At 55.2% G+C, this 24632-nt stretch carries 19 protein-coding genes; 10 read left to right on the forward strand and 9 right to left on the reverse strand.

The window, feature by feature from the left end; genetic code table 11:
- Nucleotides 1-7: 7 nt before the first annotated feature.
- The 4 genes from hslV to priA all read right to left on the reverse strand — a co-directional run bounded on the left by hslV (nt 8) and on the right by priA (nt 5094).
- A complete protein-coding gene (hslV, locus tag AABB92_RS21705) occupies nt 8-538 on the reverse strand; it encodes an ATP-dependent protease subunit HslV (RefSeq protein WP_031377651.1) in 531 nt (176 codons plus the stop codon).
- Nucleotides 539-627: 89 nt separating this feature from the next.
- Nucleotides 628-1545 carry a cell division protein FtsN gene (ftsN, locus tag AABB92_RS21710; RefSeq protein ID WP_046289524.1) on the reverse strand — a complete coding sequence of 306 codons (918 nt, stop codon included), beginning with the start codon at nt 1543-1545 and terminating at the stop codon, nt 628-630.
- Between the two features lie 153 nt (nt 1546-1698).
- Complete coding sequence (cytR, locus tag AABB92_RS21715) at nt 1699-2736, reverse strand: DNA-binding transcriptional regulator CytR (RefSeq protein ID WP_031377649.1); 1038 nt, start codon at nt 2734-2736, stop codon at nt 1699-1701.
- Between the two features lie 162 nt (nt 2737-2898).
- Nucleotides 2899-5094 (reverse strand): primosomal protein N', encoded by a 2196-nt coding sequence (gene priA / locus AABB92_RS21720; RefSeq protein WP_031377648.1) that lies wholly within the window; start codon nt 5092-5094, stop codon nt 2899-2901.
- 224 nt (nt 5095-5318) lie between these two features.
- Here priA and rpmE point away from each other — a divergent pair, with 224 nt between their 5' ends.
- Complete coding sequence (gene rpmE / locus AABB92_RS21725) at nt 5319-5534, forward strand: 50S ribosomal protein L31 (protein WP_003851227.1); 216 nt, start codon at nt 5319-5321, stop codon at nt 5532-5534.
- Nucleotides 5535-5630: 96 nt separating this feature from the next.
- Here the strand turns inward: rpmE and AABB92_RS21730 are convergent, their stop codons facing one another.
- From AABB92_RS21730 to metJ, 3 genes are all read right to left on the reverse strand, one after another.
- Nucleotides 5631-7235, reverse strand: a complete 1605-nt coding sequence (locus AABB92_RS21730) for a filamentous hemagglutinin N-terminal domain-containing protein (RefSeq protein ID WP_031377647.1) — start codon at nt 7233-7235, stop codon at nt 5631-5633.
- Between the two features lie 72 nt (nt 7236-7307).
- Entirely contained in the window at nt 7308-9029 is a 1722-nt protein-coding gene (locus AABB92_RS21735; protein WP_238585877.1) for a ShlB/FhaC/HecB family hemolysin secretion/activation protein, read from the reverse strand.
- 300 nt (nt 9030-9329) lie between these two features.
- A complete protein-coding gene (gene metJ / locus AABB92_RS21740) occupies nt 9330-9647 on the reverse strand; it encodes a met regulon transcriptional regulator MetJ (RefSeq protein ID WP_003851225.1) in 318 nt (105 codons plus the stop codon).
- Between the two features lie 270 nt (nt 9648-9917).
- Between metJ and metB the strand changes: the two genes are divergently transcribed.
- The 3 genes from metB (at nt 9918) to metF (ending at nt 14627) form a co-directional block, all read left to right on the forward strand.
- Nucleotides 9918-11078 carry a cystathionine gamma-synthase gene (gene metB, locus AABB92_RS21745; protein WP_031377645.1) on the forward strand — a complete coding sequence of 387 codons (1161 nt, stop codon included), beginning with the start codon at nt 9918-9920 and terminating at the stop codon, nt 11076-11078.
- Between the two features lie 2 nt (nt 11079-11080).
- Entirely contained in the window at nt 11081-13516 is a 2436-nt protein-coding gene (locus AABB92_RS21750; RefSeq protein ID WP_046289525.1) for a bifunctional aspartate kinase/homoserine dehydrogenase II, read from the forward strand.
- A 211-nt stretch (nt 13517-13727) separates the two neighbouring features.
- Entirely contained in the window at nt 13728-14627 is a 900-nt protein-coding gene (gene metF / locus AABB92_RS21755; RefSeq protein ID WP_031377644.1) for a methylenetetrahydrofolate reductase, read from the forward strand.
- A gap of 87 nt (nt 14628-14714) precedes the next feature.
- On the opposite strand, the gene ppc is transcribed toward metF, so the two are convergent.
- Both ppc and argE read right to left on the reverse strand, forming a co-directional pair.
- A complete protein-coding gene (gene ppc, locus AABB92_RS21760; protein ID WP_046289526.1) occupies nt 14715-17366 on the reverse strand; it encodes a phosphoenolpyruvate carboxylase in 2652 nt (883 codons plus the stop codon).
- A gap of 355 nt (nt 17367-17721) precedes the next feature.
- The gene (gene argE, locus AABB92_RS21765) at nt 17722-18870 is read right to left on the reverse strand and encodes an acetylornithine deacetylase (protein ID WP_031377643.1); all 1149 of its coding nucleotides are present in this window, start codon (nt 18868-18870) and stop codon (nt 17722-17724) included.
- Between the two features lie 167 nt (nt 18871-19037).
- Between argE and argC the strand changes: the two genes are divergently transcribed.
- From argC to AABB92_RS21795, 6 genes are all read left to right on the forward strand, one after another.
- Nucleotides 19038-20042 carry an N-acetyl-gamma-glutamyl-phosphate reductase gene (gene argC, locus AABB92_RS21770; RefSeq protein WP_031377642.1) on the forward strand — a complete coding sequence of 335 codons (1005 nt, stop codon included), beginning with the start codon at nt 19038-19040 and terminating at the stop codon, nt 20040-20042.
- Between the two features lie 14 nt (nt 20043-20056).
- Entirely contained in the window at nt 20057-20833 is a 777-nt protein-coding gene (argB, locus tag AABB92_RS21775) for an acetylglutamate kinase (protein WP_031377641.1), read from the forward strand.
- Nucleotides 20834-20857: 24 nt separating this feature from the next.
- Entirely contained in the window at nt 20858-22075 is a 1218-nt protein-coding gene (locus AABB92_RS21780) for an argininosuccinate synthase (protein WP_031377640.1), read from the forward strand.
- Nucleotides 22076-22165: 90 nt separating this feature from the next.
- Complete coding sequence (gene argH, locus AABB92_RS21785; RefSeq protein WP_031377639.1) at nt 22166-23539, forward strand: argininosuccinate lyase; 1374 nt, start codon at nt 22166-22168, stop codon at nt 23537-23539.
- 303 nt (nt 23540-23842) lie between these two features.
- Nucleotides 23843-24175 carry a hypothetical protein gene (locus AABB92_RS21790; RefSeq protein ID WP_052720670.1) on the forward strand — a complete coding sequence of 111 codons (333 nt, stop codon included), beginning with the start codon at nt 23843-23845 and terminating at the stop codon, nt 24173-24175.
- A 39-nt stretch (nt 24176-24214) separates the two neighbouring features.
- Complete coding sequence (locus AABB92_RS21795; protein ID WP_031377637.1) at nt 24215-24544, forward strand: hypothetical protein; 330 nt, start codon at nt 24215-24217, stop codon at nt 24542-24544.
- Nucleotides 24545-24632: the final 88 nt, after the last annotated feature.

Below are 24632 nucleotides of genomic sequence, written 5' to 3' on the forward strand. Positions count from 1 at the left end.
TTAATCCTTACGCCTTGGACGGTAATTCTTCGAAATTAACGTTATGGTTAGTGTAGATGCAGATATCACCCGCGATGTTCAGCGATTTTTCGACGATGTCGCGTGCACCCATCTCAGTATTTTCCAGCAGCGCACGGGCGGCTGCCTGGGCGAAAGGACCACCGGAACCGATGGCGATCAGATCATTTTCAGGCTGGATGACATCACCGTTGCCGCTGATGATCAGCGACGCTGACTCATCGGCGACCGCCAGTAATGCTTCAAGGCGGCGCAGCATGCGGTCAGTACGCCAGTCTTTGGCCAGCTCAACCGCGGCTTTCACCAGGTGGCCCTGATGCATTTCCAGTTTACGTTCGAAGAGTTCAAACAGGGTGAAGGCATCTGCAGTGCCGCCAGCGAACCCGGCGATCACTTTATCGTTGTATAAACGACGCACTTTTTTAACGTTGCCTTTCATCACGGTATTGCCGAGCGTAGCCTGGCCATCACCGCCAATCACTACCTGGCCGTTGCGTCGTACACTTACTATTGTTGTCACGGGCAGACCCCTTGTTGCATTCGGAAAAAGGCTCCGCGCACCAGGCGCGGAGGATCATGCAAACAGATATGGGGCGGGTTTGTCGGGTTTCAACCCCCGACGGCGAGCGGAATACAGCTGGAGTGACCGGAACTGCGCAGGCGTTTCAGGGTGCTATCGGCGGTGGCGCGGTCTTTATAAGGCCCGATAACCACACGATTCCAGCCGCCGCCGGTAGTAATCCGGCTTTCAAAACCTTCGAAGGCTAAGCCAGCACGTACCGATTCCGCCTGGTCAGTGCCTTTGAAGGAGCCACACTGCACCATCCAGCGCTGAGAAGAGGCTTTCTCGGCGGGCTTGGCCTTCGCCGTTTCCTGCGGTTTCGGTTGTGACACCGGCTCACGCGTAATCGGTGCAGGCTGCGTCTGGCGCTGTACATTTTGCTGCTGCTGCTGCTGCTGCTGCTGACGCTGTTGTTGCTGCTGCAATTGTTGCTGACGTTGCTGCTGCTGTTGCGCCTGCAACTGCTGGCGTTGTTGTTGTTGCTGCAACTGCTGCTGATGTTGCAGCGTTTGCTGACGCTGAGCCGGTGTCTGTTCGTTCCACGGCACTTCGTTCAGCTGCGTTGGCTGCTGACGCATGTCGGCCTGCATCTGCTCCAGCAACTGGCGCTGCTCGTCGGTCAGCTGCGTCTGCGACTTCACTTCACCGCCTGATGAGGGCTCGATAGGCGTCGGCACGGTGACCTGGCGATTTTCCAGCTCTTTGATGTACTTCCAGCGCTCTTCTGGCTTAGGCGGTAAGCCATTACCGTTGGCTTTATGATCCGTAATGACCGGCACGTCCTCTTTCTTGTGATGCGCCAGGAACCATAAACCACCGGCAAAGGTCACCAACACCGCAACCGCCAGTACAATCATCAATTTTGATGTTCCCGAACCGCCCTTACTCTTCTTGCCACGGCTGGGGCTTTTTTTGCGACGCGTCCCTGTTGAACGCCCGCGGCCTACATAATCTTTTTGTGCCACTCTCGTTCTGATACCCTTCAAAAAATAGTGCCAAATGGGCGAATCGATAGTTTTTACGCGCCCGGCAAGGAGTCCGCCATGTTACTTAAGGGCCGGAACTTTGACCAGCAGTGTTCGCCTTAAGAATCTACTGAAAAAAGTGCCAGATTTCGCTTATTTTTCACGCTTTTTTGCTGGCGCCGTGCTGCCACGAATGGTCAGCCCGGCATCCAGCAGCCGCGATCCACTGCTGACGCGTTTGCCCTGCAACTCATCCAGCAGCAGCAACATCGCTTCCCGGCCGATCTGATAACGCGGCTGCGTCACGGTGGTCAGCGGTGGCTCGCAGTAACGCGATAGCTCAATATCATCAAACCCGACGACCGACAGATCGTCCGGTATCCGCAGTCCGCTGCGTCTGGCCTGATTCATCGCCCCGAGCGCCATAATATCACTGTGGCAGAACAGGGCGCGTGGCGGTTGTGGTAGCGACAGCAGTTGTTTCATCGCCGCCACGCCCGCTTCAAAGGTAAAATCGCCCCGTACAATATAGGTGGGATCGACGGTTAAGCCGCTGCGGCGCATCGCCTGGACGTAACCCTGCAGGCGATACTGACAGAGCGGCATCTCTTCCGGTCCGGCGATACAGGCGATTTGCCGGTGTCCCAACTGCAGCAGATGATTGACCGCTTCAAACGCGGCGGTCAGGTTATCGATGTGTACGGTGGGCAGTGACATTTCCGGCGCAAACTCATTTGCCATCACCATCGGTGGCAAATTGCGCTGTTCATCGACGCTGGCATCAAAGGGGAGCTGTGAACCCAGCAGCACCATGCCATCGATCTGCCGCGTCAGCATCAGGTTCAGAAAGGTTCTTTCCTGCTGATTCTGGTGCGCGCAGTCGCCAATCAGGACCAGATAGCCCTCTGCGGCCGCCGTGACTTCGACGCCGCGAATGATTTCGCTGAAGAAGGGATCGCAGATGTCGGGAACAATCACCAGAATGGTCTGGGTATCGTTACGGCGCGCGTTGCGGGTCAGCCCATGCGGCGCATATCCCACCGCCGCAACCGCCTGCTCAACTTTCTGCCGGGTGGCGGCAGAGACTTTCTCCGGGTTCATCAGCGCACGCGAAACGGTGGCGGTTGAGACGCCCGCTTTTTCCGCTACGTCTTTCATGGTGGCGGCGGGCGGTTGTTGATTCTGCTCCAACACATGCTCCTGACGCGTTATGGCGCGTTCGATTCTGTTTTGCCTGACCTAAAAGCAAGCCGGGCAACATTGTTAACGATTGCCCGGCTGGTTGTTACTTAATTTGCATAAAAATTGTGACTTATGCGACTTTTTTCGATCTGGCTCGCAGTGTCAGCCGTATCAGCTCTCGGTGGGATCGATATCCAGCGTCCATTTTACTTTGCGCGCGGCGGGCAGGGTCGAAACCAGCGGCAATGAGCTGCTCAGTAACTGTTGCAGACGCTGGCGTGAAGGATGCTGCACCAGCAACTGCCAGCGCCAGCGGCCGCTGCGTTTTGGCTGCAGGGCGGGTAGTGGTCCCATAAACCACATCGCGCTGTCATTCAGCGGGCTCGATTCCAGCAGATTTCGCAGCTGCTGCAGAAATTCCGCCGCCTGTTGGTTATCCATATCTTCCGCCCGGAACAGTGCGTGGCGGCTCCATGGCGGCAGGAACACCGCCTGGCGCTCCAGCAGCGCCTGCTGGGCAAAGGCAAAATAACCTTTATGCAGCAGGGTCTGCAGCAACGGGTGTTCCGGATGGTGGGTCTGCAGCAGCACTTCGCCCTGTTTACCGGCCCGGCCGGCGCGACCGGCAACCTGCGTGTAGAGCTGGGCAAACCGTTCTGCCGCGCGGAAATCAGCGGAGAACAGGGCACCATCCACATCCAGCAGCGAGACCAGTGTGACGTCGGGGAAATGGTGGCCTTTTGCCAGCATCTGGGTACCGACCAGGATGCGGGCGCCGCCGCGATGAACATCGGCCAGATGCTGCTCCAGCGCACCTTTGCGGCTGGTGGTATCACGATCGATGCGCGATACCGGGATGCCGGGAAACAGCGTGCCGAGCTGCTGTTCCAGCTGCTCGGTGCCGACGCCCACCGGCAGCAAATGGGTCGAGCCACATTGCGGACATTGATTAGGCAGCGGTCGCTGGCTGTCGCAATGGTGGCAGCGTAGCTGGCGGTGATGCTGATGCAATGTGTAGTAGCGGTCACAGCGCGAACATTCGGCAATCCAGCCACAATCGTGACACAACAGGGCCGGTGAAAAGCCGCGGCGGTTCAGAAATAGCAGGACCTGATTGTCGGCCTGCAAATGATGACGCATTTTGCCGATCAGCGCCGGTGCCAGGCCGCCAGTCAGCTGCACGCCTTTCAGATCGATCAACTGTTGCAGGGCCGGTCGGGCATTGCCGGCGCGTTTCGTCAGGTCGAGCTGACGATATTTACCGCTGCGTACGTTGTGCAGCGTCTCCAGCGCCGGTGTCGCCGATCCCATCACTATCGGGATGTTCTCTTCATGCGCGCGGAATACTGCCAGATCGCGTGCCTGGTACCGCCAGCCTTCCTGCTGTTTATAGGAGCTGTCGTGCTCTTCATCAATGATGATTACCCCAGGACGCGCCAGTGGAGTAAACAGGGCCGAGCGGGTGCCGATCACGATAGCCGTTTCGCCCCGTCGCGCGCGCAGCCATACCGCCAGCCGTTCACTGTCATTTAAGGCAGAGTGGAGCACATCGATCGGCGCATCAAAGCGCTCACGGAAACGGGCAATGGTTTGCGGGGTTAGGCCAATTTCGGGTACCAGCACCAGCGCCTGCTTGCCGCGTGACAGCACATTCTCCAGCACGCTGAGATAAACCTCGGTTTTGCCGGAGCCGGTGATGCCCGCCAGCAGCCACGCGGCATACTGTTCATCTTCTGCCCGGATTGCGCCGACCGCCATCGCCTGATCGGTATTCAGCCGCAGGCGTTCGCCTTTGATCGCGAAGGTGGTGCGCCAGTCATGCATCTGCGGCTGATGTTCATGCAGATCGCACAGACCTTTAGCCCGCAGCGCCTGCATTGCCGCATCCGTCAGATCGTGTTCGCTGACCTGATGACGATAGAGCGGCCGCTGACGTAAGGCGGCCAGCGCCTGCTGCTGTTTCGGCGCGCGTTTTAAGCTTTCGGGTGCTGTAGCGCGACCCTGCTCGGTGATCACCCATTGCCATAATGGATTATCCTGCGCCGGTTTACCCTGACGCAGCAGCACCGGTATCGCATGGCTCAGCACTTCGCCAGTCGGCGAATGGTAGTAGCTGGCCGCCCAGTTGAGAATGCGCCACAACGACGGCGGATAGAGTGATTCGCTGTCCAGCACCTCCGCAACGCGCTTCAGTTGCGCTTCCGGCAGATCGCTGTTGTCACGCAGCGCAACGACAATGCCGATCATTTTGCGATTGCCGAAGGGCACGCTCACACGACCGCCAATTACTGGCTGCGCACCCACAGGAGGCAGATAGTCAAACAGGCGGGGCAAGGGGACGGGCAGGGCAACCTGAACAACGGGCATAGCAATCTCTTTCCGGCTCAATCATCGGGGAAGATAGTGTACACGCTGGCCCCGATGGCGGGTATCTCAGCAGAGATTTGCAGCAATCAGAAGTTAGCTGTATAATGTTGCGCCTTCGGTGAGAAAGATCTTGCCGGAGTCCACCCTTTTTGTTCAACCGCGTGTGGTGCTGTGCGGGTTACGACCTGGCACGGAGAGCGACACGGCCTTATCTGAGGTTTCCCATGAAACAAGGTATTCACCCGAAATACGAAGCAGTTACTATCAAATGTACCTGCGGCAACGAGATTCACACCCGTTCAACACTGACTCACGAACTGAACCTGGACGTTTGTGGTAAATGCCACCCGTTCTATACCGGTAAGCAGCGTGAAGTGGCAACTGGTGGCCGTGTTGACCGCTTTAACAAGCGTTTCAGCGTGCCAGGCGCTAAAAAATAAGATTAAAAGGCACCTGAACCTGCGGGTTCGGCGGCAAGAAAAACCCAGCTTCGGCTGGGTTTTTTTATAGCGTTTTTTTACTGGCGGGTAGGTTTATTACAAACTGGTGCCCGGTTCTGATGGTGCTACAGGCTTATTCAGTTCAAGGGTCTGCGTCGTATAGTTGCCATCCAGCTCACGCAGACTCGCGATCTTAGGCGCAGTAATGGTGATTTTATCGGCCTTCATGGTGCCTTTGGTGCAAAATACCCACCATACGCAGGATGAATTACTGATTTTCTCATCGGTAATCAGCGCCAGCGTTCCCGCTTCCATGCTGCCGGTATTATATATCCCGTTTTTGCCCTCTACGCTTAACAGTCCGGTAGTCTGCATCACCCCGCTATTCCGCACCTCTTTAGCCGCGACGGAAGCGCTCTGTCCGATGAGGGCCGCGTCGTTAGAGACTTTTGCAGCAGAAATATATGCTGCGCCTTGCGCGGTGACGTCTCCACCTGACAACAGATTAATCTCGTTTACCGCGAGCAGGCTGATATTATTGGCCTGCATTGAGCCGGAATTAAGCAGACTGGTGTTGAATTTAGCTTTAACTTCTTCACCAACCAGTCCAAAGCCGGTCAGCATTGTCAGATCTTTCCCGCTGGTGATTTTACCGGCGTTATCAATATTACCGGCCTGAGCAATGATACCGATATCTCCAGCTGCATCGATTTGCCCATGACTGCTATTAAAGACTGCCCCATCACTGATGATATCAATAGAATCAGTGGTTTTAATTGTGCCATTGTTAGTGAACGAGCCGGCTGTCTGCAGCACTGTCTGATGGGAAGAAAGCTGACCATTATTAATAATTCCGCTGCGAGTTTTGGCGTTAATAAAGCCACTTTCAACGGTGCCGTTGTTGATCAGCGCACCATCAGAGGTGATAGAAAGGCCGACGGCATTTAGTATGCCGTTATTATTTACCCCGGCACCCGCCTCAGTGGTTTGCAGTTGAATGATCCCCGCCGTTACGCCACCCAGCGCGCTGACATCAATACTGTTAGCGTAACGCACGCTGTTTTCCGCTGCCGTCACCTGGCCGGAAGCAATATTGTAATCATAGCTACCGGCGATAGCGTTCAACTGGCTGGTCTCTACCTGACCGCGGATGTTAATTTGCTGCGCCAGCAGGTCGGTATAATCTGCCCCTTTCAGGCCATCACCGCTGACAGCAAGCGAACCCTGTGCCACGTTAAAGCCGGTAAATGCACCATCGCTGAAGGTTGGCGTGCCGGTGGTGAGCGTGGCCCGGCCGGTATTAATAAAGCCGCAGCCAGAACAGCTAATGCCGTTAGGGTTGGCGATAATCACATCAGCCTTCTGGCCAGCAACTTCTATATAACCGTTGAGATAAGATGGATTTTTTGAAATGATCTCATTAAGAATCAGGCTGGCAGGGCCGTCCAGATTACTGTTGTGAGAAAGATTACCGCTTTCACGGATTAAATCGGTGGTGCTGTTATTAATCACCATGCCCTGAGTAGGGACATTGAATTTTTGGTACATATTATGCGAAAGACCATTCGCATCGGCTTTATTGATATTAACCACCGTTGCACCATTTGCATGGGTGTAAAGATCAAGTGCAGCAAAGGAAGACTGACTGCTGAGCGTAGCTAACGTCGCCAGAAATAATAAATTAATTTTAAGACTTTTCATTTTTATCCCTTTAAGTAATGATGTTTTTAAACTCTGTTTAACGGTAGTGATGGTAAAATTTTCCTCCTTTTCTCAGTATTTCCATTGCAGAGAGAAACCCAGCGTAAGGGGATCCGTGTGAAAGCCCTGTGGCTTTTTAAGAGGCGTGCCGGAAAAAAGATCAAGGTAGGTTTGCTGATATTTACCTCGCAAGCCAACGACGCTGCCGATAACCGTTTTCCCGTTGTAATATTGTTGACTCTGATGGCCATAAACCTGACCTGCATCAACGCCGATATAAGGTTGTATGGCCTTGTCGGGAAATATCCAGCTGATGTCGTTGCGCCAGTACCATCCCTTATTATCCTGAAGCGAATTTTCACCATCGAATCCGCGTACCGTCCAGCGATTTGCCAGTGAAAAACGACTCAGCGAAGAAACATTATCGGGTGAATATTGCAGGCTAAAATGGGGAGAATAGTTCAGCCAGTTACCGTAAAAAAGGAAGTTCACGGAGCCTTGCAGATCTAAGGTAACAATCCTGCCTTCTTTATCGATGAGTTTATATTCCTGCTCAACAGTCTGATGACTATTAAACCATGGCATCTTTTTTTGGTAACTCAGGCTGGCTGCCAGACCGGCATTATCGTAACTGAGCTGATGTTGCAGTACGGCTTTCCATCCCGCATTTTTCTTATGCATGCTGACGAGATCGAAACCATTGAGCGCATAGCGGGATTCGGTATTGAATATTTGCAGGCCAGCCGTCGTAGTCTGATGTTCGGTACGCGAGAGCAGGCGATTAAGTTGCGCGCTGTAGTAGCTGTTTTTGTTATTCAGCCGCCAGTTGGTCCAGTTACCGATCATATATTGTTGATACTGGCTCTGGCTGGCGTACAGATCGAGCCACCAGTAACCCCATGGAACAGAATAGCCAATCGATTTATTACTGTTACCTTTTACGGTATGTTTTGGCGCGATGTCGTGGCCATAGGAAGCATATAGCGTGTCACTCAGTGAGGTGATGTTATTTAAATAGAGTGCTGCGCCTCCCTGATAACGCCCGGTTGAGACCGAACCCGCATCATTGATCCACGCCCCCACCTGCCAGTATTTATCTTGTTCGCGCTGGATATAAAGATCACTTTTATTTTTCTCACGGCCAGGTGATACATTGATCCTGACCTGCGAACCCGGTACGCGCTGCAGATTAAAACTGCCCTGTTCGAGATCGCTTAGTTCGAGGATGTCGCCCGCTTTCAGCGGCAGGGTATTACGCAGACTGATATAATCGCCGCTGGCTTTATTAACCACGATATTGCCAATTTTACCGGCATTTATTTCAAAGGTTAACGCATGATCTGATAAATTCTGATTGGGTAAGTTAACCCGTGTGGTGATATAGCCCAGCCTGATAATTTCGTTTTGCAGGGTTTTTGCCAGCAGATTTATGCCCGCAATACCCAGACATTGACCTTCGGCCTGAGAGGTAAAATAACGTAATTTTTCAAGGTGAAGTTTTTTGCTATCCTGACGTAAATAAACCTTATCAATTTGGTAGCAATTCGATTCGTGTGGAAAACGGATCGCCTGACGTTCAATACCCTTTTTCTCAGATACGCTTTTTTGTGGTTTGGGGATTAACTGTTGTTTGCGAATCTGGTCCTGTAAAAGTGCATTAGCTTCGCTGTTTTTTTCTGCCACCGGCAGCACTGCATTTGCCAGGCCGGAAAAGGAAAAGGCCGAAAGGGTAAACAGATTAATAATTAAAAATAAGCGCTTTTGTTTTTTTGTTATAGATTTCAGTGCCATCATGCTTCCTGCAGACTCATTGCTTTGGCGGAAATCTTACGGAGTCAGCTAATCAGGAACAATAGTAATTCCTCCATTCAGTAATTGAATATAATCTCATCCTGGAATGAAAATATCCCGATAATATAAAAATGCGATGGATGTTATTACTATACGAATAAATCGTACTGAAAAAAGTCAGAATGGCGGGGCAGGCGGGAAGATAGAAAATGCGTCACCACAGATTAAGGTCAGATGAGCAGCACCCTTGCGGAGACTGCTCATCTGAAACAAAGCGATGTTAAGCGAAACAGGCCTGACGGATTAATATTCCCAGGTATCTGGATCGATACCCATGTCGCGCATGATCTTTTTCGCTTCTTCCGGAATCTCATCGCTGCGCTCTTTACGCAGGTCAACATCATCTGGCAGTGGCTGGCCGGTAAAAGCATGCAAAAACGCTTCACACAGTAGCTCACTGTTGGTGGCGTGACGCAGGTTGTTGACCTGACGACGGGTACGCTCATCCGTTAAAATCTTCAGCACGCTCAATGGGATAGAAACCGTAATCTTCTTGACCTGCTCGCTCTTCTTACCGTGCTCGGCGTACGGGCTGATATATTCGCCGTTCCATTCAGCCATGGGATACCTTAATTAATAAACGTTAAAAGTGAGGAAATCAGCGAATTATGCCTGATTTTTCCCTGCCTGACCCCTGATATGGCGGGTTTTCTTCGCTCACAGCGTCTGAATTATCGGGTGAGCGCCAGGCGATGACGCATAATTTTAGCGGTTATTGCGTTTCTGCTCAATCTATACGCAAAGACATTTAGATGTCCAGATGTATTGACGTCTAATTAGAGGGTGATATCCTGTGCCTCAACATTTCACATTTCAGGAACAATAAGCCCCATGACGCGCAAACAGGCAACCATCGCAGTACGCAGCGGTTTGAATGATGACGAGCAATATGGCTGCGTTGTCCCACCGATTCACCTCTCCAGCACCTATAACTTCCTGGATTTCAACGAGCCACGCGCACATGACTATTCACGTCGCGGTAATCCAACCCGCGATGTGGTGCAACGGACGCTGGCCGAACTGGAAGGCGGGGCAGGCGCGGTATTAACCAATACCGGCATGTCGGCTATTCACCTGGTGACGACGGTGTTCCTGAAGCCTGGCGACCTGTTGGTGGCACCACACGACTGTTATGGCGGCAGCTACCGGTTGTTTGACAGCCTGAGCAAGCGCGGTGCTTATCGGGTGAAATTTGTCGATCAGGGTGACCTGAATGCGCTGCAGCCGGCGTTGGATGAAAAACCGAAGCTGGTGCTGATCGAAAGCCCCAGCAATCCACTGTTGCGCGTGGTCGATATCAGTGCGATCTGCGGCGCCGCACGCGCTGCTGGCGCCCTCAGCGTAGTGGATAACACCTTTATGAGTCCGGCGTTACAGAATCCGCTGGCACTGGGCGCGGACCTGGTGATCCACTCCTGCACCAAATACCTCAACGGTCATTCTGACGTGGTGGCGGGCGCGGTCATTGCCAAAGATCCTCAGCTGGCGACCGACCTGGCGTGGTGGGCTAACAACATTGGCGTCACCGGTTCGGCGTTTGATAGCTATCTGCTGCTGCGCGGCATCCGTACCTTAGCGCCACGCATGGCTGCGGCGCAACGCAACGCATTAGCAATTGTTGATTACCTGAAGCAACAGAAGCAGGTGAAAAAGTTGTATCATCCTTCGCTGCCGGAAAACGCCGGACACGAACATGCAGTGCGCCAGCAGCGCGGTTTTGGTGCGATGCTGAGCTTCGAGGTCGACGGTGATGAGGCCCTGCTGCGCCGCTTCCTGAAAGCGCTGCGGCTATTTACGCTGGCGGAATCACTGGGCGGGGTGGAGAGTCTGATTTCCCACACCGCGACCATGACGCATGCGGGAATGTCGGCAGAAGCACGGGCCGCAGCCGGCATCTCCGACACGCTGCTGCGTGTTTCTGTCGGCATCGAAGATCACGAAGATTTAATTGCCGATCTGGATAATGCATTCCGGATCGCAGCCGAGGGTTAAGCATGACGATTTCAGCAGGCGCGGGAACGCCGGATATCAGGCAGTTGCATAAATTTGGCGGCAGTAGCCTGGCGGATGCACGCTGCTATCAGCGTGTGGCCAGTATTATGGCGGACTACAGCCAGCCGGGCGACATGATGGTGGTGTCGGCGGCAGGCTCGACCACCAACCAGCTGATTAGCTGGCTGAAGCTCAGCCAGAGCGATCGGTTGTCTGCGCACCAGGTGCAACAGGCTTTACGGCGTTATCAAAGCGAGCTGATTAGCGCGCTGCTGCCTGCTGAGATCGCTGAACCGTTAGTCTCGGCATTCATCCGCGATCTGGAGAAGCTGGCCGCCCTGCTGGATGGCACGCTGACGGACGCGGTGTATGCCGAAGTGGTCGGGCACGGTGAAATCTGGTCGGCCCGCCTGATGGCCGCGGTGCTGAGCCAGCGTGATATGCAGGCCTGCTGGCTGGATGCGCGCGATTTTCTGCGTGCTGAACGGGCCGCGCAACCGCAGGTGGATGAAGGCAAGTCGTGGCCACTGCTGCAAACCCTGCTGGCACAACATCCGCACAAGCGCATCGTGGTGACCGGCTTCATCAGCCGTAACGACGCCGGTGAAACGGTGCTGCTCGGACGTAACGGTTCCGACTATTCCGCGACGCAGATTGGCGCGCTGGCGGGCGTTGGTCGCGTCACCATCTGGAGCGATGTGGCCGGCGTGTACAGTGCCGATCCGCGTAAAGTGTCGGATGCTTGTCTGCTGCCGTTGTTAAGGCTGGATGAAGCCAGTGAACTGGCGCGCCTTGCCGCCCCGGTGTTGCATACCCGCACACTGCAGCCGGTCTCGGGCAGCGACATTGATCTGCAACTGCGCTGCAGCTACCAGCCGGAGCAGGGTTCAACCCGCATTGAGCGCGTACTGGCTTCCGGTACCGGCGCCCGTATTGTGACCAGTCACGATGACGTTTGCCTGATTGAGATTCTGCTGCCGGAACAGCACGATTTCAGCCTGCTGCATAAAGAGATCGATCTGCTGCTGAAGCGCGCCCAGCTACGTCCGCTGGCGGTGGGTGTACATCCCGACCGCCAACTGCTGCAGCTCTGCTACACCTCAGAAGTGGTCAACAGCGCTTTTTCGCTGCTCCAGGATGCCGGTCTGCCGGGCCATCTGCAACTGCGTGATGGGCTGGCGCTGGTGGCGCTGGTGGGCGCGGGCGTCACCCGCAATCCGCTGCATACCCACCGTTTCTGGCAGCAGTTAAAAGACCAGCCGGTAGAGTTTATCTGGCAGTCAGAAGAGCACATCAGCGTGGTGGCGGTGCTGCGCGTCGGTCCGACCCGTCATCTGATCCAGGGATTGCACCAGTCGCTGTTCCGGGCGGAAAAGCGCATTGGCCTGATGCTGTTCGGTAAAGGTAATATCGGTTCGCGCTGGCTGGAACTGTTTGCGCGTGATCACGAAAACCTGTCGGCCCGTACCGGATTTGAATTTGTGCTGGCCGGTGTGGCCGATAGCCGCCGTAGCCTGCTGAGTTACGACGGACTGGACGCCAGCCGGGCGCTGGCCTTCTTTGATGATGAAGCGGTAGAACGTGATGAAGAATCGCTGTTCCTGTGGATGCGGGCGCACCCGTTTGACGACTTAGTGGTGCTGGACGTTACGGCCAGCACGCCGCTGGCGCAGCAGTACCTCGATTTCGCCAGTCACGGTTTTCACGTCATCAGTGCTAATAAGGTAGCGGGCGCGTCGGACAGCCAGACGTGGCGGCAAATCCGCGATGCCTTTACCAAAACCGGGCGTCACTGGTTATATAACGCCACGGTAGGGGCTGGCCTGCCGATTAACTACACGGTGCGCGATCTGCGCGACAGCGGCGACACTATCCTGGCGATCAGCGGCATCTTCTCTGGCACGCTGTCGTGGCTGTTCCTGCAGTTTGACGGCACGGTGCCGTTCACCGAGCTGGTGGATCAGGCGTGGCAGCAGGGTTTAACCGAGCCCGATCCGCGCGTCGATCTCTCCGGACAGGACGTGATGCGTAAGCTGGTGATTCTGGCGCGTGAAGCGGGATACGACATCGAACCGGATCAGGTTCGGGTTGAATCTCTGGTGCCGGATAACGGCCAGCAGGGTTCGATCGACCATTTCTTTGAAAATGGTGAAGAGCTGAATGAGCAGATGCTGCAACGACTGGAAGCTGCGCAGGAGCTGGGCTTAGTGCTGCGCTATGTTGCCCGTTTTGATGGCAACGGCAAAGCCCGGGTCGGCGTCGAAGCCGTGCGACCGGAGCATCCGCTGGCCGCATTGTTGCCGTGCGATAACGTTTTTGCCATTGAAAGCCGCTGGTATCGTGATAATCCGCTGGTGATCCGCGGTCCGGGTGCGGGACGTGATGTCACAGCGGGCGCCATTCAGTCAGATATCAATCGCCTGGCGCAACTGCTGTAATCCTTTCTTCTCAGGCGCTTCGGCGCCTGTTCTCGTCTTTAATCCACACCCATCATGAATTACCTTCAGGTTGAATGAAAATTTATCACCGCCGTTGATCATTTTTTAGTTGACGCTGATGCTGGATTCGGTCATTTTGAACATCTGGACGTCTAAACGTATGGATGTTTACAGATCGACAGTTAACCGATGTGATCGATGAGGATGCAGGATGAGTTTCTTTCATGCCAATCAGCGCGAAGCGCTAAACCAGAGCCTGGCAGAGCTGAACGGGCAAATTAATGTCTCATTTGAATTCTTTCCGCCGCGTACCAGCGAAATGGAAGCGACGCTGTGGACCTCAATCGATCGCCTGAGCAGCCTGAAACCAAAATTCGTCTCTGTCACCTACGGCGCGAACTCTGGCGAGCGCGATCGTACCCACAGCATCATCAAAGGGATTAAAGATCGCACCGGTCTGGAAGCCGCGCCGCATCTGACCTGTGTCGATGCCACGCGAGAAGAGTTACGCACCATCGCGCAGGATTACTGGAACAACGGTATCCGCCATATCGTGGCGCTGCGCGGTGACCTGCCGCCAGGCGGCGGTAAGCCAGAAATGTATGGCTGCGATCTGGTCTCGCTGCTGAAAGAGGTTGGTGATTTTGATATATCGGTTGCGGCTTATCCGGAAGTCCACCCGGAAGCCAAAAGCGCGCAGGCCGATCTGATTAACCTGAAGCGCAAAATTGATGCCGGCGCGAACCGGGCGATCACCCAGTTCTTTTTCGACGTCGAAAGCTATTTACGCTTCCGCGATCGCTGTGTGTCGACCGGTATCGACGTAGAGATCGTGCCCGGTATTCTGCCGGTGTCGAACTTTAAACAGCTGCAACGCTTCGCCACGCTGACCAATGTACGCGTGCCGGGCTGGATGAATGCAATGTTTGCCGGGCTGGATGATGATGCTGAGACGCGCAAAATGGTAGGTGCCAACATCGCGATGGATATGGTGAAGATTCTGTCGCGCGAAGGCGTGAAAGATTTCCACTTCTACACGCTGAACCGTGCCGAAATGAGTTATGCCATCTGCCACACTCTGGGGGTGCGTCCCGCCGTCGCGGCCGCCTGATTCGACCGCTCCAGCCAATAAAAAAGTCGGGCTTATCCCGACTTTTTTGTTATCAGTAGCAGGCGCGAATACCGCGCCTGCACCGGCTTAACCGGTATTGCGCATGCCGGCTGCCACACCCGCAATGGTCACCATTAATGCCTGCTCTACGCGTGCATCCGGCTCATCACCACGGGCTTCCTGAGCACGTGAACGATGCAGCAGTTCCGCCTGCAGCACGTTAAGAGGATCGGTATAGACGTTACGCAGCGCAATCGACTCAGCAATCCACGGCTGATCGGCCATCAGGTGAGAGTCGTTAGCAATGGTCAGTACCGCTTTGATATCCGCATCCAGCTGGTCGCGCAGCTGTTTGCCCAGCGGCCAGAGTGATTTTTCGACCAGCCGCTGATCGTAATATTCCGCCAGCCACAGGTCGGCTTTCGAGAACACCATCTCCAGCATGCCGAGGCGAGTGGAAAAGAACGGCCAGTCGCGGCACATCGCTTCCAGCTGATCCTGATGGCCCGCCGCCATCGCCTGTTGCAGCGCCGCACCGGCACCCAGCCAGGCAGGGAGCATCAGACGGTTTTGCGTCCAGGCGAAAATCCATGGAATCGCACGCAGCGACTCTACGCCGCCGGTAGGACGACGCTTGGCCGGACGTGAGCCCAGCGGCAGTTTACCCAGCTCCTGCTCCGGTGTCGCTGAACGGAAGTAAGGCACAAAATCTTCGTTTTCACGCACATAGCCACGATACATCGCACAGGAGTCGGCAGAGAGCTGATCCATGATGTCGCGCCATTCGCGTTTTGGCTCCGGCGGCGGCATCAGGTTCGCTTCGAGAATCGCGCCGGTGTAGAGCGACAGGCTGGCGATGGTGACTTCCGGTAAACCATATTTGAAGCGGATCATCTCGCCCTGTTCGGTGACGCGCAGGCCGCCACGCAGGCTGCCCGGTGGCTGTGACAGCAGAGCCGCATGTGCCGGTGCGCCGCCACGGCCAATGGTGCCGCCGCGTCCGTGGAACAGCGTCAGCGAAATCCCGGCTTTTTCACAGGTTTTGATCAGCGCATCCTGCGCCTGATACTGCGCCCAGCTGGCTGCCATGACGCCGGCATCTTTCGCCGAGTCAGAATAGCCAATCATCACCATCTGTTTGCCCTGAATAAAGCCGCGATACCAGTCAATGCTCAGCAGCTGGCTCATCACGTCGTTGGCATTATTCAGGTCATCGAGCGTTTCAAACAGCGGTGCCACCGGCATGGCATAGTTGATGCCCGCTTCTTTCAGTAACAGGTGGACCGCCAGCACGTCAGACGGCGTTTTCGCCATTGAGATAACGTAAGCGGCGATCGAGCCCTGTGGGGCTTCAGCCGCAACGCGGCAGGTTTCCAGCACTTCGCGCGTCTCATCGCTGGGTTCCCAGCTGCGCGGCAGTAGCGGACGTTTTGAATTCAATTCGCGGATCAGGAAGGCCTGTTTGTCCGCTTCGGACCAGCTTTCATAATCGCCGAGGCCGAGATAGCGGGTCACTTCCGCAATGGCTTCGGTATGACGGGTGCTCTCCTGGCGCAGGTCGATACGCACCAGCGGCACGCCAAAGCACTTCACGCGGCGCAGCGTATCCAGCAGTTGGCCGTTGGCGATGATGCCCATGCCGCACTGCTGCAGTGACTGATAAATGGCATACAGCGGATCCCACAATTGGTCGTTGGAGACCAGCAGGTCCGCCGGACGCGGCAGACGTTCGCCTTTCAGTCGACGTTCAAGGAATGCCTGCGTGGTCATCAGCTGACTGCGCAGACGTTTCAGGATCATCCGGTAAGGTTCCAGCGCGTCCGGATCGCCGCTCAGTTCGCGCACTTCTTCGCTGCACTCCGACATCGACAGCTCAGAGATCAGCACGCCAATGTCACGCAGGAACAGATCGGCCGCTTTCCAGCGACTCAGTTGCATCGCGTGGCGGGTAATGGCGGCTGTGACGTTAGGGTTGCCGTCACGATCGCCGCCCATCCATGAGGTGAACTGCACCGGCACGAAATCGACCGGCAGTTTAATCCCGAAGGCTTCTTCGACCTGCTCGTTCAGCTCGCGCAGAAAAGCCGGAACGCCTTCCCATAAGCTGTTCTCGACCACGGCGAAGCCCCATTTGGCTTCATCAATCGGGGTCGGACGATATTTGCGGATCTCGTCGGTATGCCAGGCCTGCGCCACCAGCTGGCGCAGACGGCGCATAATCTGGTTACGTTCGTAATCGGAAATGTCACTGTGATCGAGTTGCTTGAGGCAACTGTTGACCTCCACCAGCTTGTGAATCAGCGTGCGGCGGGTGATTTCGGTCGGGTGCGCAGTCAGCACCAGCTCCAGCGACAGCGACTCAATCGCCTCACGGATCGCGGTTTCGCTGATATCTTTCTGCTGTTTCAGGGTCTCGAAGGTCTTTTTCAGCAGTTCAGGATGGTTTGCGCCTTCACCGCTGTGCGAGATGGTCTGGTACTGCTCAGCCACGTTGGTGAGGTTCAGAAACTGGCTAAACGCGCGGGCCACCGGCAGTAACTCGTCATTGGAGAGGTTTTGCAGCGTATTAAGCAGTTCCTTACGATGAGTGTCATTACCTGCACGGGATGACTTGGAGAGCTTACGGATGGTTTCCACCCGGTCGAGGATGTTCTCGCCCAGCGCATCCTTAATCGTATCCCCGAGCAGTTTGCCGAGCATACTGACATTACTTCGCATTGCGGAATATTGTTCGTTCATTGGACCCTGACACCCTTATCGTCTTGAAAAACTTCTACACCCGACCCTTTTCAGGCAGCAGAAAAAGCAGCAACTTTATCTTCCCGGTAATGTACGGGGAATTTGCTCAGTTGCCGCCTGTCTGCAATCTGAAAATATCTGGATAGTTACCCGGTGGGCATAACAACGTCTTTTATCTAGCCACGTAAACCTGTCCACGTCAAATGCGTTAAAGTGGGGCGAACATGCGGCTAACTAACCGAAATTCATGGAATTTATTTGGGACGGAGCGGGATAAGTTATTCTTATTGTTAAATCCCGCAGAATGACCGGGCATTTTACTGATATCACAGTGAAATGCCCCATTTGCTGTTAATCAGTGACAAAAATGCTGCACAACCTGACTGATAAGCGCCCGCGTCGGCTTAATAAATGCGGTATCAATAAATTCGTCTGGCTGATGCGCCTGATTGATCGAGCCCGGACCCAGTACCAGCGTCGGGCAGAGCTGCTGAATAAAGGGTGCCTCGGTGCAGTAGTTCACCACTTCGGTTGGCGTACCGAGTAATTTCTCGACCACGCTGACCAGTTCATGGTTCGCCGGGCATTCGTAACCCGGAATCGGCGGATGCAGCTCTGCGACCGTCACACGGCCAGGCCAGCGCGCACTGACCGGGGCCAGCGCGTCGTTCAGCAGTCCATCCAGATCGCTGAGCGATAAGCCCGGCAACGGCCGGATATCCATATGCAGTTCACAGCAGGCGCAGATGCGGTTAGCCGCATCGCCACCGTGAATATGCCCGAAGTTCATCGTGGGATAGGGAATAGCGAAACCATCGTGGTGATAGCGCTCTTTCAGCGTATTGCGCAGTTGCATCAGATGGGTGATCGATTCATGCATCAGTTCAATGGCGTTGACGCCGCGCGCCGGATCGCTGGAGTGGCCCGATTTCCCCTCGATACGGATCACATTCGACAGGTGCCCTTTGTGCGCGCGAACCGGCTTGAGTGAGGTCGGTTCGCCAATGATGGCGCAATCCGGACGCAGCTGGGTCGATTCAGAAAAATATTTAGCGCCGGCCATGGTGGTCTCTTCATCGGCGGTGGCGAGGATGTAGAGCGGCTTGCTCAGCGTCGTGACATCCACATCCCGCAGCGTATCGAGAATAAAGGCGAAGAAGCCTTTCATATCTGCGGTGCCGAGGCCGTAGAGTTTGTTGTCGTGCTCGGTCAGGGTAAAGGGATCGCGGGTCCAGCGGCCATCGTCGAACGGCACGGTGTCAGTATGACCGGCTAACAGCAGCCCGCCTGCGCCGTCACCGGTCCGGGCCAGCATATTAAATTTATTGCGGGTGCCGGGCACCGGCTGAACTTCAACGCTGAAGCCGAGGTCGCGAAACCAGCCAGCCAGCAAATTGATTAAAGTTTCATTACTCTGGTCCAGTGCGGCATCGGTTGCACTGATTGACGGTGTGGCGATCAACTGGCGGTAGAGTTCGATAAAAGGCGGTAATTTTGTCTTCACTGTTGACGGTCCTTGAGTTAGGATGTATCAATATTCATGCATTAATAGTGAATAAAAATACATTAACGTCGTCTGCATGTGAACCTTAAATCGCTGCAAACGACATTGTGGGCAACGGGGCAAGGCCGCGACCCGGAACGTGTGACTGTAAAAAGGGTTACAGCCTGATGTTGAATACGCTGATCGTGGGTGCCAGTGGTTACGCTGGCGTAGAGCTCGCCACCTTCCTGAATCGCCATCCAGATATCAACATAACCGCTTTAGCGGTTTCGGCGCAAAGTCCCGATGCGGGTAAGCGCTTGTCCGATCTGCATCCGCAGCTGAAAGGGGTGGTGGATCTGCCGCTACAGCCGTTGAGCCATGCGGCGGAATGGGCAGATAAAGTGGATGTGGTTTTTCTGGCGACGGCCCATGAAGTCAGCCACGATCTGGCTCCGGAATTTCTCAAGGCCGGTTGTGTGGTATTCGACCTGTCCGGTGCCTTCCGCGTCAATGATCCCGCGTTTTATACCCGCTTCTATGGCTTCACCCATCAGCATGGCGACTGGCTGGATAAAGCGGTCTATGGCCTGGCGGAATATCAGCATCAGCAGATTAAGCAGGCACAGCTGGTGGCCGTGCCGGGTTGTTACCCGACGGCGGCCCAGCTGGCGCTGAAACCGCTGGTGGAGGCGGGCCTGCTGAATACGGCACAGTGGCCGGTGATCAACGCCACCAGCGGCGTGAGCGGCGCAGGGCGTAAAGCCAGCGTCGGCACCAGCTTTTGCGAAGTCAGCCTGCAGCCTTACGGTCTGTTCAACCATCGTCATCACCCGGAAATCGTGGCGCATCTTGGTACGCCGGTGATTTTCACGCCGCATCTGGGCAACTTCCCGCGCGGTATTCTGGCGACGATAACCTGCCGGTTAAATCCGGGCGTGAGCCGCGAAGACGTGGCGGCAGTGTTCCAGCGCGCGTATCACGATAAGCCACTGGTCCGGCTCTACGAGCAGGGCGTTCCGGCACTGAAAGCGGTGGTGGGTCTGCCTTATTGCGACATCGGTTTTGAGGTACAGGATGAGCACCTGATTGTGGTGGCCGCCGAAGATAACCTGCTGAAAGGCGCCGCGTCGCAGGCAGTCCAGTGTCTGAATATCCGCTTCGGCTTCCCTGAAACCACCTCACTGACCTAACGGACGAGTAAACCATGACCAATCCATTGATTATCAAGCTGGGCGGTGTGCTGTTAGACAGCGAAGAAGCGCTGGCCCGTCTGTTTGATGCGCTGCTGACTTATCGCAGTGCCCATCAGCGTCCGCTGATTATTGTTCACGGTGGCGGTTGCCTGGTGGATGAGCTGATGAAAAAGCTGGCGCTGCCGGTGAAGAAAAAGAACGGCCTGCGCGTCACGCCGGCCGATCAGATCGACATTATTACCGGTGCGCTGGCGGGAACTGCCAACAAAACCCTGCTGGCGTGGGCCAAAAAAACCGGCATCAACGCGGTTGGCCTCTGCCTTGGCGATGCCGGCATGGTTAACGTCACCCCGTTTGATGAAGAACTGGGCCACGTGGGTCACGCCATGCCGGGTAACCCGGCGCTGATGAACACCCTGCTGGCCGCTGGTTATATGCCGGTCGTCAGTTCTATCGGCATCACTGACGACGGCGAACTGATGAACGTCAACGCCGACCAGGCTGCGACGGCGCTGGCATCGACCCTTGGCGCTGATTTAGTCTTGCTGTCAGACGTCAGCGGTATTCTCGACGGCAAAGGTCAGCGCATCGAAGAGATGACCGCCGACAAAGCTGAGCAGCTGATTACCCAGGGCATTATTACCGATGGCATGATTGTGAAGGTGCACGCTGCGCTGGATGCGGCGCGTACGCTGGGCCGCCCGGTGGATATCGCCAGCTGGCGTCACGCTGAGCGGTTGCCTGACCTGTTTAACGGCGTGCCGATTGGCACCCGGATTCTCGCTTAACGACTCTGATTCAAGGATTACGAAATGCAAACGCAAGGCATCAAAAAAATCGTTCTGGCTTACTCCGGTGGTCTTGATACTTCCGCCATCATTCCGTGGCTGAAAGAGAACTACGGCGGCTGTGAGGTGGTGGCGTTTGTGGCCGATATCGGTCAGGAGCGCAGCGATCTTGAAGGCGTAGAGAAGAAAGCGCTGCAGTCCGGTGCCTCTGAGTGTCACGTGGTTGATCTGCGTGAAGAGTTCATCAGCGATTACGTTTACCCGGTGCTGCAGACCGGCGCTCTGTATGAAGGCACCTATCTGCTGGGCACCTCGATGGCGCGTCCTATCATCGCGAAAGCTCAGGTTGAGCTGGCGCTGAAAGTGGGCGCGGATGCACTCTGTCACGGTGCAACCGGTAAAGGTAACGATCAGGTGCGTTTCGAAACCACCTACACCGCGCTGGCCCCGCAGCTGAAAGTGGTCGCGCCATGGCGTGAATGGAACCTGCGGTCACGTGAAGCGCTGCTGGACTACCTGAAAGAGCGCAACATTCCGACCACCGCGTCGCTGGAAAAAATCTACAGCCGCGATGAAAACGCCTGGCACATCTCCACCGAAGGCGGCGTGCTTGAAAGCCCGGCTAATGCACCGAATAAAGATTGCTGGGTCTGGACCGTCGATCCTTTAGAAGCGCCGGATCAGCCGGAAGAAGTCACCGTGACCGTTGAAAAGGGTCGGGTAGTGGCAGTGAACGGCGAAAAACTGAGCCCGTTCCAGTGTCTGGAAAAACTCAACGTGATCGGTGCGAAACACGGTGTGGGCCGGATCGATATCGTTGAAAACCGTCTGGTCGGCATCAAGTCCCGTGGATGCTATGAAACCCCAGGCGGCACCATCATGGTTAACGCGCTGCGTGCGGTTGAGCAGCTGGTACTGGATCGCGATAGCTTCAAATGGCGTGAGCAGCTGGGTCAGGAGATGTCTTACGTGGTCTACGACGGCCGCTGGTTCGCACCGCTGCGTAAGTCAATTCAGGCCGCTGCGGAATCACTGGCTGAAGAAGTGAATGGCGAAGTGGTGTTGCAGCTCTACAAAGGTCAGGCCACGGCGACGCAGAAGCGTTCACCGAACAGCCTCTACTCCGAAGAGTTCGCGACCTTCGGCGAAGACGAAGTTTACGACCATCGTCATGCTGGCGGCTTTATCCGTCTGTTCTCGCTCTCTTCGCGCATCCGCGCCCTGAACGAGCAGAAGAAGTAATTCTCAGGCGAGGTACGCCTCGCCTCACCGTTTGAGATCAGGGGCGGCATTTATGCCGCCCTTTGTTTAACGATTTGAAGGAGTTTTCCCATGGCACTTTGGGGTGGACGGTTTACCCAGGCAGCAGATCAACGTTTCAAACAGTTCAACGATTCGCTGCGCTTCGACTACCGCCTGGCGGAGCAGGACATCATGGGTTCTGTCGCCTGGTCCAAAGCGCTGGTGACGGTGAATGTCCTGACCCAGGATGAGCAGCAGCAGCTGGAAGCAGCATTGACTGCCTTGCTGGCGGAAGTGCGCGCCAATCCTGAGCAGATTCTGCAGAGCGATGCTGAAGATATCCATAGCTGGGTAGAAGGTCAGCTGATCGACAAAGTCGGTGCGCTGGGCAAAAAACTGCACACCGGCCGTAGCCGTAACGATCAGGTCGCTACCGATCTCAAGCTGTGGTGCAAAATGCAGGTCGACGCGCTGCTGGGCGCAACGCGTGAGCTGCAGCAGGCGCTGGTTGCGACCGCAGAAGCGAACCAGGATGCAGTGATGCCGGGTTACACCCATCTGCAGCGGGCGCAGCCGGTTACGTTTGCGCACTGGTGTCTGGCCTATGTCGAAATGCTGGCGCGTGATGAAAGCCGCCTGCAGGATACCCTGAAACGGCTGGATGTCAGCCCGCTGGGCTGCGGCGCGCTGGCGGGTACCGCCTACGAAATCGATCGTCAGCAACTGGCGGGCTGGTTAGGTTTCGCCTCGGCGACCCGCAACAGTCTGGATACGGTTTCTGACCGCGACCATGTGCTGGAGCTGCTCTCTGACGCCGCGATCGGCATGGTCCATCTGTCACGCTTCGCCGAAGATATGATCTTCTTCAACACCGGTGAAGCGGGCTTTATCGAACTGTCCGACAAGGTGACCTCCGGCTCATCGCTGATGCCACAGAAGAAAAATCCGGATGCGCTGGAGCTGATCCGGGGCAAATGCGGCCGGGTACAGGGCGCACTGACCGGCATGATGATGACGCTGAAAGGTTTGCCGCTGGCTTACAACAAGGATATGCAGGAAGACAAAGAGGGATTATTCGACGCGCTCGATACCTGGCTCGACTGCCTGCATATGTCGGTGCTGGTGCTGGATGGCCTGCAGGTGAAGCGTCCGCGTTGTCAGGAAGCGGCCGAGCAGGGCTACGCCAACTCGACTGAACTGGCGGATTATCTGGTGGCCAAAGGGGTTCCGTTCCGTGAAGCGCACCACATTGTCGGAGAAGTGGTGGTAGAGGCGATCAAACAGGGCGTGGCGCTGGAAGCGCTGACACTGGCGCAGTTACAGCCGTTCAGTGCAGTCATTGAAGAGGATGTCTATCCGATTCTGGCGCTGCAATCCTGTCTGGATAAGCGTAATGCGCAGGGTGGCGTTTCACCGCAGCAGGTTGCTCATGCCCTCAGCGAGGCGAAGCAGCGCCTGGCATAAAAAAACAGGCTGGCAAAGCGCTTGCTTTGCCAGCCTTGCAGCAGTCAATCCTCTCCCGTGCCTGTTCATCATTCTTATCTTTTATCTGCAGATTATCCTCACACTTATAACGCACCACCAGGACAGTATTTAACAGAATGTCAGGAGGATGTGGTTTGCGTATAAACGCGCTCTTTTAACACTCGAAATAACATTTGCCCATTTTATGGAGTTTTTACTATTTCTTAAGCTAAAAAATGAAGCTACTTTATCAACGCATCGAACAGGTGTTTATTTAATGTATTTTTTGAGCCAGGAGGGCTTATGCGTGAATTAACGATTGATGAGACGTTTGCTATTTCAGGTGCGACAACTACACCTAATGATATTGCGTTTTTTATTGGCGATCATCTGGCCAGCGCAATTCTCTGCGGCGTAGCCGCTGCGGCGGCGGGCGGTGCTATTGGCTTTCTGCACGGCGGTGATGCAATGGGCGTCTTTGGGCTGGGATTCATTGGTCAGATAGTAGGGGCTGCTGGCGCCGCAATAATTGGCGGAATTGGCGGCGTTATTGGTGGCTCGCTGGTTTCGCTTTCTTACAGCCTTCCTCTGGCTATTCAACTGGCGCAGACCATTGCATCTGGTGGAATGGAATAATAGACAAAAAATTTTTTATAAATAAACAGGGGATATTTTATGCGTGAGTTAAAAGCTTTTGAAGTTAATGCCGTTTCCGGTGCTTATGGCGATAATGTACTGGCTAATATTGCAGAAGGTGCCGTATGTGCGATTGGTGGCGCGGTGGTCGGGGCCTGGACGTTAGCGATTTTAGGTGGTCGTGGCGCAAACTCATCAGACCTGATCGGTATCGGTGGCGGTCTGACCTCTCTGGTCGGCATGATTGGCGGGGCGATTGCCGGCGCAGTCGCAGGTGCTGTTTATGGCCCTTTCATCGGTTATGAAGAAGGCCTGGTTATGGTAAAGGGCCTGCTGACTGATTTAATGAAGGGACTGCCTGGGGGCTGATATCTGTCACTCGGGGATGATCGCAAGGTAAAAAAAGCGGGCATGTTACATGCCCGCCAACCTCTAGCTTCAGAATTACTACTTTTGT

Origin of the sequence: Pantoea brenneri, assembly GCF_038594305.1 — a bacterium.
Taxonomy (GTDB): Bacteria; Pseudomonadota; Gammaproteobacteria; order Enterobacterales; family Enterobacteriaceae; genus Pantoea; species Pantoea brenneri.